A 12,174-nucleotide genomic window follows, 5' to 3' on the forward strand; every position below is an offset into this window, starting at 1 on the left:
TTATGGTGATTATGATACAATATGTATCATAAGAATAAACTTTGAGACTGGAGGATGTATATGGAATTCGATTTGAAGTTCTTATTAAAGATTCTGAAAAAAAAGCTAGGACTCATCCTATTGGTAGTCGTCATTGCTGGCGGGTTCAGTTTTTATTGGAGCAAGTATCAGATGAAGCCAGTATATGAAGCTTCGACCAAACTGATCGTGAACAAGGCACAGGAAAATGCAGCAATGCTCGATTATAATACAGTCAATTTGAATATCAAGCTGATTGATGTGTACAAGGAAATTATTAAATCACCGGCAGTGATGGACATCGTTGCCCGCCAAAATTCGACCCTGGGCTACACGTCCGAGCAGCTCATCAAGAAGGTGCAGATCAGCGGAATCCCGCAAACGCCGATCATGGTCATGACATTTGAAGATCAGTCGCACGAGAAAGCTGTTACCTTGATCAACTCCATAGCCAATGTTTTCCAAGGTCAGATTCCGTTGATAATGAAGGTGGATAATGTAGTCATTCTGAATGAGGCTAAATCCACGGATCACCCGGAAGCGATAAGTCCACAGGTATACTTTAATGTAGCGCTGGCTATGACGATAGCGATAATTTTTATGATCAGTATGGTCGTTCTGCTTGAATATTTGAACGATACTGTTCAATCAGAAGAGGATATCTGGTCGGAATTAGGTATTCCTACATTGACGGCCATCGCCAAGGTCAGAAAAAAAGATATCAAAGCAAGCCGTGCCCTATACACCAATACCAAGGTAGGAGGATCCAGCCATGTATCCGTCCTCTAGACAATACCCGCTGCTAATTCAATCCCAATCCAAATCATCCGTCTCTGAAGCGTTCAAAACGTTGCGTACGAATATCCAATTTTCGGTTAAAGACGTTGAACCCAAGGTCGTACTTGTCACTTCGGCAGAAAAGGGTGAAGGCAAATCGACCACTACTGCCAATCTGGCAGCCGCGTACGCGCTTGATAACAAGCGGGTGATTATGATCGATGCCGATTTACGCAAACCGACCCTGCACCACTTTTTTAGCAAGACGAACCGGGTTGGGCTGTCCAATCTGTTGGTACAGCAATGCAATTTGGAGGAAGCGATTTGGGAAACAGGAATTCCCGGACTGATGCTAATCGGAGCAGGTACGATTGCTACCCACCCTACGGAAATGCTCGGATCAGACCGGATGAAGGCGCTCATCCATAAGCTGGCACAATCCTTTGATATCATTTTGATTGATTCACCGCCTGTCATGATGTTCTCCGATGCCCAGATTTTGGCTTCACAATGTGATGGTGTGCTGATGGTCGTTAATTGTGGAAGGGTAAAGAAGAGGATTGCCAGAAAGGCAAAGGAGCAGCTAGATTTCGTCGGCGCACGGATTTTGGGTGCGATCATGAACAATGTTAAAAAGCATGATGAAGACTTTCAATACTATTATGGAGCCAATTCATGAGCTACTCAAAGAAATTATCCCTGTTCATTCTGCTTGATTTGATTATTGTATGGTTTAGCATTTATTCCAGTTACTACTTTCGATTCGATGAAAGCATCCCGAGCTTTTATGTTCATCAATGTGTAACCTTCTGCATCGTTTCGACCGTGGTGTTCACTGCGAGCATGTTTTATTTCAAGCTGTATAACCGGATCTGGCAGTATGCCAGTGTCGGGGAAATGATCTCTATTGCAAAAGCTGCAGCATGGAGTTGTGTGATTTCTTATCTTCTCACCTGCTTCCTGACTTATCGGGTTGTGCCGCTTCATGTGTTCCTGCGTACCTTTGAAACGACGCTGCTGCTGCTTGGAGGGCTTCGGTTCGGATGGCGTATTTATACGGACAGCTACCGTAAGAAAATACCGACTCAGTCCAAGGCGTTAATTATCGGTGCAGGCGGTTGCGGATCTTCGGTGGCCAAGAGGCTGAAGGCGAATAAGGATTCCAAGGTGTATCCGGTCGCGTTCATAGATGACAACACGCTTAAGCACCGGCAGGAGGTATGCGGACTTCCGGTTCTCGGCAATCGGGATAGCATTGTAGAGATAGTCGAGAAGCAAGGAATAGATGAGATCATCATCGCGATGCCCTCCGCATCAAAACGCGAAATTAGCAAAATCATTGAGATTTGCAAAACAACCAGCGCCAGTCTGAAAATTATCCCTCGCATCGACGATCTGCTAACTGGCAAGCTTTCCTATAACGAAATTCGTAATGTGGAGGTGGAGGATTTATTGGGCCGCGATCCAGTGAATCTGGATCTGGGTGGGATTGCTGGTTATGTGAAAAACAAAACGGTTCTCATCACAGGTGCGGGCGGTTCCATCGGTTCAGAGTTGTGCAGGCAAATTGCCAGATTCGAGCCGGCCGTACTGCTGCTGCTGGGTCATGGTGAGAACAGTATTTATTCTATTGAAATGGAGCTTAGCCGTCGGTTTCCGACACTCAGGATGGAAAGTATTATTGCCGATGTACAGGATGAGAACCGGATTGACGAAGTATTTGGGATGTATCGTCCAGAGGTGGTATTTCACGCCGCAGCCCATAAGCACGTACCTTTAATGGAACGTAACCCTTCGGAGGCTATCAAAAATAATGTGTTCGGAACGAAACATGTGGCGGACAGCGCTGACAAGTATGGGACCGAAAGATTCGTTCTTATATCCTCCGATAAAGCTGTCAATCCTACCAGTGTGATGGGGGCCACGAAACGGATTGCCGAGATGTACATCCAGAGCCTGAACAACAGCAGCCTGACCAAGTTCGTTGCGGTTCGCTTCGGAAATGTGCTCGGAAGCAGGGGCAGCGTAATTCCTCGCTTCAAGGAGCAGATAGCGATGGGTGGACCGGTTACGGTTACGGATCCAAAGATGATCCGTTATTTTATGACAATACCGGAAGCTTCCCAGCTCGTTATTCAAGCAGGGATGTTCGCCGAAGGTGGGGAGATATTCATTCTCGATATGGGCAAACCGGTGAACATTGTCGATCTGGCCAAAGACCTGATCCGGTTGTCCGGGTTCGAATCCAACGTAGATATCGATATCGTATTTACGGGCATAAGGCCTGGGGAGAAGCTGTATGAGGAGCTGCTGATGGATGAGGAAGGCTTAATAAATACGAATCACAAACGGATATTTATTGGCAAGCCGGTCAATTTGAGTCGTGCCTCTCTGGAGCTCGCGATCAAGCAGCTGGAAAAATTAATCAATGAGGATCAAATGGTCATTCGGGACAGTCTCAAGCATCTTGTACCTACTTTTAAGAATGAGTATGTGTCATAAAAATAACCTAAAGGAGCGCAAACAGACATGATCCATTTTGCCATAGTAGGCTGCGGTCATATTGCCCAGAAGCATGCGGAATCGATCCAATTCATTCAGGATGCGCATTTACACGCGGTTTGTGATACAAATCGTATCACACTTGATGATTTTATTGTAAAGACCGGAGCCATCGGCTACACCGATTATAGTGAAATGCTAGATGATCCGAAGATCAACGTAGTCAATATTTGCACACCGAGTGGTTTGCATGAAAGATTGGCGGTGCAGGCTGCGAACGCAGGTAAGCACATTATTGTGGAGAAGCCGGTAGCCTTAACGCTTGCGGCTGTGGACCGAATTGAGGAAGCATGCCTCAGAAATGGAGTCAAATGCGCTGTTGTACATCCTAACCGGTTTCGCCCTGCTATTGTAGAGTTGAAGAAAATGATCGATCAAGGTCGGTTTGGAACCATCAGCCATGTCAATGCAACCGTCCGCTGGAATCGGAATCAAGCCTACTATGATCAAGCCGATTGGCGAGGAACGAAGGCTATGGACGGCGGCGTACTGATGAATCAAGCCATACATAATCTGGATTTGCTGCTGTGGCTGATGGGTCCAGTCAAACGGGTGCATGCCATAACTTCAACCCGATTACGTGCTATTGAAGCAGAGGATGTTGCAGCCGCTATATTGGAATTTGAAAATGGAGCTGTGGGTGTGATCGAAGCGGCATCCACGATCTATCCGAAAAATTACGAGGAATCGATCAGTATTTTCGGCGAAACCGGTACCGCTGTGATAGGGGGGCCAACGGCAAGCTGGATAAAGCACTGGGTTTTCGAGCATTCGTTACCGAGCGAGAACGAGCAGCTGATTCAAATCATTGAAGCGGATCCGTACGGTATTCCTGGCCACCAGCGAATCATCAGGGATATGGTAAGAGCCATCCGTGATGATCGAGAACCACTTGTCACCCTGAGAGACGGTCGCAATGCGTTGAAGCTGGTTCTCGATATTTACGCAGCCGCCGAACGCAGTGCATTGGAGCACGAAGAGGTAAGTCAGTAAATAGACAGTAGACAACGAAACAGGTTTACCCAGAATAAACAGCTTTCGAAAATGATATATAGAAGTGCGGTAAATATAGAACGGAGTGGATCCTTTTTTTACCGTACTTTAATTCCAGGGGAGAGATCATGATGAGCATAACCATGCATCGTTTAAACTATTTTACTAAAAGGGAAGTGCCGCTACTGGATACGGTGGCACAGTATAACTACTTGAAGGAAGAGCTTCAAGCCGCAATGAATCAGGTTCTGGAAAGCGGAAGCTACATAATGGGGCCAGCCGTGAAACAGTTTGAGGAAGCGGTGGCCAAATATTGCGGCATCAAGCATGCAATCGGGGTAGCCAATGGCACAGACGCTCTGCTGCTGACACTGGATGCGCTGGGGATCGGACCTGGAGATGAAGTTATTACATCACCGTTTACTTTTTTTGCGAGTGCGGAGGTGATTTCACAGCTGGGTGCTGTGCCGGTGTTCATCGATATAGAGGCGGATAGCTACAACATCGATACGACGAAGCTTGAAGCGGCCATTACTCCAAAGACGAAGGCGATTATACCCGTACATATCTTTGGACAGCCGGTTGAGATGGATGCGGTTATGGAGCTCGCCCATAAATATGGATTGCACGTGATTGAGGATGCGTGCCAGGCGATGGGTTCGGCTTACAAGCATCGACCGGTCGGTTCCATTGGAACGGCAGGCTGCTTTTCCTTCTTCCCTACCAAAAATCTTGGTGGCTACGGTGATGGGGGCATGGTCATTACCAATGATGACGAGCTGGCTGCCAAGCTTAGAATTTTGCGTGTACACGGCAGTAATCCCAAATATTACCACTCGATGATCGGCTACAACAGTCGTCTGGATTCCCTGCAGGCTGCCATGCTGAGGGTAAAGCTGCCGCATCTGGATGACTGGAACCGTAAGCGTAGGCAGAAAGCTCTAGTGTATACGGCCCAGCTGCGGGTTACACCACTGAAGCTGCCAGTGGAATCCCAGGGGATGTATGTTATCTATCATTTATACATTATTCAAACCCCGCACAGGGATGCACTGTTACGACATTTGGCTGACCATGGCGTGGGTTCGGGCAGTTATTATCCGGTTCCACTACACCGCCAACAGGTGTATCAGCCCCTGGGCTATGGGCTTGGCAGTTTGCCAGTAGCAGAACAGGCTGCGCTCGGTACGATGGCTCTGCCGCTCTATCCCGAAATGACCGATGAGGACCAAGCCTATGTGATAGCGGTCGTCCATGACTTTTTTGAAAAAAGGGGTGAGCTTCAATGAGTGCAATGACAGCAGCAACTATAACGGGTAAGGAAAGCGCAACCTCTCTGATGGCCGAACAACTGATGGTTAAATTTCATGCCAAACGAGCCGTGATTGGTGTCGTCGGGCTTGGTTATGTCGGACTTCCGCTCGCGGTAGAGAAAGCCAAGGCCGGCTTCGAGGTGATCGGCTTTGATGTACAGGAAAGCAAGGTAGATATGGTCAATGAAGGCATCAATTATATTGGCGATATTGTTGACGAGGATTTGCGCGCGATGGTAGAGGAGGGGCGATTAAAGGCTACCTCCGATTACTCCTTCATGAGTCATGTCGATGCTGTAGCGATTTGTGTGCCGACACCGCTTGATGTGTATCAGCAGCCGGATACAAGTTATGTCGAGCGTTCGACTATTGAAATCGGCAAATATCTGCGTCCCGGGATGCTAGTCATTCTGGAGAGCACGACCTACCCGGGAACAACTGAGCAGTTGGTCAAACCTACTCTGGAAAAGGTATCCGGACTGCAATGCGGACGTGACTTCTTCCTGGCCTACTCGCCGGAACGCGTCGATCCCGGTAACAAAAGCTACAATACCAAAAATACACCGAAGGTTGTCGGTGGTGTCACGGATAACTGCACACGGGTCGCATCTACCATGTATCGGGCCGTATTGGACGGAGAGGTGCATGAGGTAAGCAGTCCTGCTGTAGCCGAGATGGAGAAAATTTTTGAGAATACATTTCGTAATATTAATATTGCGCTGGCCAATGAGATGGCAATTCTGTGCAACCGGATGGGAATTAATGTCTGGGAGGTGATCGATGCGGCCAAGACCAAGCCTTATGGCTTTATGGCCTTTTATCCGGGCCCAGGGCTGGGTGGGCACTGCATCCCAATCGATCCGTTTTATCTCACCTGGAAGGCAAGGGAATACAATTACCATACGCGCCTGATTGAACTTGCCGGTGAGATTAATAACAGCATGCCGGAGTTTGTTGTTGAGCGGATCAGCCATATTCTCAATGAAGATAAAAAGTCTTTGAAAGACTCGAAGGTCTTTTTGCTGGGGCTGTCCTATAAAAAAGATATTGACGATTACCGAGAATCCCCTGTGGTCAAGATCATCGAGGAGCTAGAGAAAAGAGGCGCCAATATCATGTACAGCGATCCTTATATCAGCAGATGCGAGCATCAAGGACGCGTATATAACACTCTTCCGGTGACAGCAGCGAATTTGAAGAAAGCTGATATTACGGTCATTACGACAGATCATTCCAGCTTCAATTATGATCTGATTCGCAGAAGTGCTCCGGTGCTGTTTGATACGAGGAACGCAATGAAGGGAAAAGAGGTACTTGGCAAGTACTACCTGCTGTGAGTATGAGCGAGAACAAGGTGTTTTTCCGTAACAGCCTGTTGACAGTTGCCAGACAGCTATCCGGAATTGCTATTGGTTTGGGTACGGCTATGGTGACGGCCAGATATTTAGGAACAACCGGCCAGGGTATTTACTCACTCGCGATCTTACTGCCTACGATGCTGATGTTGTTTCTGAACCTCGGTATTGAGGTCTCCACTGTGTATTACATTGGCCGCAAGGAAGAGACGCTCGGCACGATCTATAAGACTAACGTGATCTCAGCCCTGGTACTAAGTCTGGTTTCTTTTCTGATCGGAACGCTATTGATCGTGTTTGCCTCCGATGCTTTGTTCGGTTCGGACACACCGCGAGGTATATTGTTTCTTTGCCTATCTATACTTCCGGTATTGTTCCTGAATATATTTTTGCAAAGCATCTATCATGGAAGGCAAGATTTCAAACGGCTGACGGGTGTTCTTTTCTTCAGTCAATTGCTGACCCTGTTGTTAATGTGTTTACTGATCGTAGTGTTCCAACTGGGCCTTCTCGGAGCGCTTATCAGTACCGTCACCGGACATGTAACCACGTTATCTGTTAATTGGTATCTACTCCGAAACAATTATGGGTTGAACTGGAAAAGCAGTCGATTTTCTCTGGAATATGTCAAAAAAAGCGTATTGTATGGGATTAAAAATCATCTTAGCAATGTCGCAACCTTTTTGAATTATCGTGCCGACTTAATCATGATCGCGCTATTTGTTAATTCAGCAGCTGTAGGCATTTATGCGATTTCAGTCAGCGTGGCGGAGCAGCTGTGGTTTTTATCACGAGCGGTGTCGATGGTACTCTTTCCCAAAATATCGTCCCTTACAAGCGAAGCCGAACGCAATCGTTTGACTTCTGTAGTGGGCCGCAGTGTGTTGGCTCTATCGATTGTTGGCGGTATTTTCTTTTACTTCCTGTCGGGCTGGTTTATTACGCTGATGTTTGGAGCGGATTATGCAGTAGGTGCTTTATCGCTGCAATTGCTCCTTCCTGGTATTATTGTCGGCTCGCTGGAGCGGATTATTGCCAATGATATATCCGGTCGGGGAAAGCCTGGGATTGTGATGTACGTATCTTTCGTCACAGTTTCCTGCAATCTGTTATTGAATCTGCTGCTGGTGCCGAGATTTGGCATGATCGGCGCCTCGATCGCGACCTCGACAACCTATACGCTAAGCTCGCTGATATATGTCATTATTTTCAAACGTCTGACAGGTGTGGCCTACAAGGAATTTATCATTCTCCAGCAGGATGATTTGAAGTTGTTAGCTGGATATTTCAGAAGAAAAGTGAGGGCGGTTGGATGAAACGAACAGACCCGCTTCGGGTGCTTTGGCTAACGCCCGCTTACCCAACAGAAGGAGATCCGATAGGGGGGATCTTCCACCAGACCGAAGTGAGGGCGTTAGAGCGCATGGGTGCAAAGGTCGAGGTAATAGCTCCGGTACCATGGGTACCTCCTATGATGGATACATTTCGTGCCAAGTGGAACCAATACAAGCAAACGCCGGAACAATATCAGGATGGTGGAGTGACGATTCACCGTCCGCGCTATCTGGCCATACCCCGTGCCAATCATCTGGCTATGCCTGATCATCTGGTCATTCGCAATAAAATATTACGGATGGGGATAATGAAGCCGGATTTAATTCACGCTCACTTTTCCTTTCCACTCGGCCTTAGCGCGGTTCATTTGAGCCGTCAATGGGGGGTACCCAGCATACTAACGCTTCATGGTAGTGATGTGAATGTGTACCCTAATATTAACAAAATGACCTTTCGGCGTTTTTGCTCCGCTGTAAGGGGTTCGACATCCGTGCTGGCGGTCAGCCAAGCTTTGGCTGACCGGACGAAGGTAATAAGTGGAGTGCACCCGATGGTGAAACCGGTGGGCATTAATCTGAAGGCGTATAGCTCGCTTCCAACCAAACGGGAAGCAAGGCTGCAACTAGGCTTGCCGCAGGATTCATTTCTAGTGCTCTATATCGGCAATTTAATTCCAAGCAAAGGCATTCACGAGCTGCTTAAAGCACTGAAAGGACTTGTCAATGATGGTGACGACGCGATCATGGGCGTGTTCATAGGTGGAGGATTGCTGCAGGATGAGGTAAAGGCGGCTCCGCATACGATAGCTGTTGGTGTTCAGCCGAATAACCAGATTCCTTTATATTTGGCAGCGGCCGATCTGTTGGTGCTCCCATCTTACCGCGAAGGCCTGCCAACCGTGTTAGTTGAAGCAGGAGCTGCAGGAACACCGGTTATCGCAACAAATGTGGGTGGGATACCCGAACTGTTGAACGCTGGCAGGGGGTTGATGATCAGTGCCAAATCGGTTGGAGAGTTAAAGCAGGCGATTCGGAATGTGAGATTGAAGAAGCATGATGTTGTAGAACAAGCACAGCGCTTGCGAAAGTACGTATATGAACATTATGATGCGGACTCTAATGCGGCGAGGCTCATACAGCTGTATGAAGGCTTGGTGGCTGATGTTCCGCAAGCGATGGAATAAAGCGCTGCAGCAACCATTAAATACAAAGGTGGATGGTACATAAACTATGAATAATCTAACAAGCACCCAGGGTGCGGCAACCGTCGGTATCCAATTGCGAATTCCATATGCCCTGCCATTAATAGATGAGAGAGAGATTCAGGAAGTCATTCATTCCCTTAAATCCAATTGGCTCAGTCGCGGTCCCAAAACCCTTGAATTTGAAGAGAGCTTTGCCGCTTCTGTAGGCAGTCCGTTGGCAATTGGTCTGAACTCCTGCACAGCCGGTCTTCATCTGGCACTGCTTGCTTATGGCGTGGGCCCTGGCGATGAGGTAATTACAACGCCTTATACGTTCGTAGCAACGGTAAATACGATCATTCACTGTGGAGCGACCCCAGTGTTCGTCGATATTGATCCGGTTACGATGAATCTGAATCCGGATCTGCTCGAACAGGCCGTAACGAGTCGTACCAAGGTTGTGATTCCAGTCCATTTTGCCGGTTTACCTTGTGAGATGGACCAGATCCTGCAAATTGCCGAGCGGTACCAATTAAAGATCATAGAAGATGCCGCCCATGCTGTGCATACCAAATATAAGGAACGGATGATCGGGAGCATCGGCGACGTGACGTGCTTCAGCTTTTACGCAACCAAAAATCTGACGACTGGGGAAGGCGGCATGGTGACGACCCGTGATGAGGAAATTGCCGATCGGATCCGAATGCTCAGTTTGCATGGAATGGATAAGAACGCCTGGAATCGCTACACGGAAAAAGGCTCCTGGTATTATGAGGTGCAGCAGCCTGGCTTTAAATACAATATGACCGATATACAGGCCGCCCTCGGATTAGTGCAGTTGAGCAAGCTATCTTACATGCAGGATCTGCGCGAGCTGTACGCAGCGATGTATACATCGGCATTTAGCTCGAATGAGGCTTTGATCCTTCCGGCAGATTTGCCAGGGCATCGTCATGCCTGGCACTTATATGTGATTCGCCTACAGGAGGATATGCTGAGCATTTCACGCAGCGAGATGATCGAGCTGCTGAAGGAGGCTGGTATTGGTACGAGTGTCCATTTTATCCCGGTACCGCAGCACCCTTATTACCGTAGGCTCGGATTTTCCGTTGACGATTACCCGGAAACCAAGAAGGCCTATGAAGCGGCAATTTCACTTCCACTTTATCCAGGCATGACGATTGAGGAAGTGAATTATGTCAGCTACCATGTGAACCGTATAGTGGATGCTCACAAAAGGTGACAGGTCCTGATGAAAGGAAAGGCGAGTCATGAAGACAACTTATACAATTACAAAGCGCACATTTGATATCTTGTTCTCCTTGTTCGGACTGCTCCTGCTTTTGCCCGTATTCTTCATCTTAATCAGTTGGATCAAGCTGGATTCCAAGGGTCCGACCCTGTTCAAGCAGCAGCGCGTTGGTAAAGACCAGAGGCTTTTTACGATTCTCAAATTCCGTACAATGGTTGTGGACGCCGAGCTGATGGGCAAGCAGATTACCGTTGGTCAGGACCCGCGGATAACAAGAAGCGGAAGACTGCTGCGCAAGTACAAGCTGGATGAGCTGCCGCAGCTGATTAACGTCTTAATGGGGCATATGAGCTTTGTCGGTCCACGGCCCGAGGTTCCGTATTACGTCAACTACTACAGCGAGAAGCAAATGGCGGTGCTTTCCATACGTCCAGGCATTACCGACTGGGCATCCATCAAATACAGCGATGAAAATTCGCTGTTGAGCTCGGCGGAGCAGCCTGAGAAGCTGTATATCGAGAAAATTATGCCAGATAAGCTGGATATGAACCTGCAATATTTGCAAAGTGCCTCTTTGACGAAGGATGTACAGATTATTGTTCGAACGCTGCACAAAATTTTATGAGACAAGGAGCTGATTTCGTGTGTTCAATGTGAACGAGCAAGCATTTGTCAAGCTGGGCTGCAATGTTCAGATACAGGAAGGTGTTGTCTTTGGTGATAAGGTATCAATCGGGAATAATGTAATTATTTATGAAGGCACGATTATTGGAAGCGAAGTTATGATCCAGGATAATGTGGTAATAGGTAAACAGCCATTTAAGGCCAAAAATTCAGTTTTACTGGATCGCCCCGAACAAGCGCCTGCTGAAATCGGCAGCGGATGCACCATTGGCACCTCATCGATTATTTATGCAGGAGCCAAGCTCGGTCAGGATGTGTTTGTCGCTGACTTGGCAACGATTCGTGAACGTGTACTCGTGGGCGATAAAACGATTGTTGGACGGGGCGCGTCCATTGAGAACGACTGTACCGTAGGCAGCAGGTGCAAGCTTGAAACGAACTGCTACATCACGGCGTATTCGAACCTTGGCAATGATGTATTCGTAGCGCCGGGTGTGATTACAAGCAATGATAATTTTATGGGTAGGACCCGAGAGCGTTTTTCCAAAATGAAGGGGATTACGATGAAGGATGGTGCCAGAGTTGGGGCCAATGCGACTACGCTTCCAGGTATAACTATTGAAGCTGACGGCGTGGTAGCAGCCGGAAGTATCGTGACCAAGGATGTGGCAGCTGAGGAGCTTGTACTCGGTGTTCCGGCCAAATATGTACGCAAGGTGCCTAAAGCGGAACTGCTAAAATATCAGTAAGCAAGTAAGCACT

General features: G+C 47.8%; 11 protein-coding genes. All 11 read left to right on the plus strand.

Going from position 1 to position 12,174, the window contains the following annotated elements; translation table 11 throughout:
• Window positions 1–60 precede the first annotated feature (60 nt).
• On the plus strand, window positions 61–807 hold the full coding sequence (locus BK127_RS20105) for a YveK family protein (RefSeq protein ID WP_179097544.1): 747 nt from the start codon (window positions 61–63) through the stop codon (window positions 805–807).
• Window positions 791–1,474 carry a CpsD/CapB family tyrosine-protein kinase gene (locus tag BK127_RS20110; protein WP_076233304.1) on the plus strand — a complete coding sequence of 228 codons (684 nt, stop codon included), beginning with the start codon at window positions 791–793 and terminating at the stop codon, window positions 1,472–1,474. The genes BK127_RS20105 and BK127_RS20110 overlap by 17 nt, the downstream gene beginning before the upstream one ends.
• Entirely contained in the window at window positions 1,471–3,297 is a 1,827-nt protein-coding gene (locus tag BK127_RS20115; RefSeq protein WP_076233305.1) for a polysaccharide biosynthesis protein, read from the plus strand. Before BK127_RS20110 ends, BK127_RS20115 begins: the two co-directional genes overlap by 4 nt.
• Window positions 3,298–3,324: 27 nt before the next feature.
• Window positions 3,325–4,350 (plus strand): Gfo/Idh/MocA family protein, encoded by a 1,026-nt coding sequence (locus BK127_RS20120; protein ID WP_076233306.1) that lies wholly within the window; start codon window positions 3,325–3,327, stop codon window positions 4,348–4,350.
• A gap of 131 nt (window positions 4,351–4,481) precedes the next feature.
• Window positions 4,482–5,639: a DegT/DnrJ/EryC1/StrS family aminotransferase gene (locus BK127_RS20125; protein WP_076233307.1), complete on the plus strand. Its 1,158-nt coding sequence runs from the start codon at window positions 4,482–4,484 to the stop codon at window positions 5,637–5,639.
• A gap of 5 nt (window positions 5,640–5,644) precedes the next feature.
• On the plus strand, window positions 5,645–7,000 hold the full coding sequence (locus tag BK127_RS20130) for a nucleotide sugar dehydrogenase (RefSeq protein WP_372237365.1): 1,356 nt from the start codon (window positions 5,645–5,647) through the stop codon (window positions 6,998–7,000).
• 2 nt (window positions 7,001–7,002) lie between these two features.
• Window positions 7,003–8,334 carry a flippase gene (locus BK127_RS20135; RefSeq protein ID WP_076233308.1) on the plus strand — a complete coding sequence of 444 codons (1,332 nt, stop codon included), beginning with the start codon at window positions 7,003–7,005 and terminating at the stop codon, window positions 8,332–8,334.
• Window positions 8,331–9,536 (plus strand): glycosyltransferase, encoded by a 1,206-nt coding sequence (locus tag BK127_RS20140; RefSeq protein ID WP_076233309.1) that lies wholly within the window; start codon window positions 8,331–8,333, stop codon window positions 9,534–9,536. The genes BK127_RS20135 and BK127_RS20140 overlap by 4 nt, the downstream gene beginning before the upstream one ends.
• Window positions 9,537–9,582: 46 nt before the next feature.
• A complete protein-coding gene (locus BK127_RS20145; protein WP_076233310.1) occupies window positions 9,583–10,779 on the plus strand; it encodes a DegT/DnrJ/EryC1/StrS family aminotransferase in 1,197 nt (398 codons plus the stop codon).
• 28 nt (window positions 10,780–10,807) lie between these two features.
• Window positions 10,808–11,413, plus strand: coding sequence for a sugar transferase (locus tag BK127_RS20150; protein WP_076233311.1), 606 nt, complete (start codon window positions 10,808–10,810; stop codon window positions 11,411–11,413).
• A gap of 19 nt (window positions 11,414–11,432) precedes the next feature.
• Window positions 11,433–12,161, plus strand: coding sequence for an acyltransferase (locus BK127_RS20155; RefSeq protein WP_076233312.1), 729 nt, complete (start codon window positions 11,433–11,435; stop codon window positions 12,159–12,161).
• The last annotated feature ends 13 nt before the right edge of the window (window positions 12,162–12,174 follow it).

The organism is Paenibacillus sp. FSL H7-0331, from assembly GCF_001956045.1.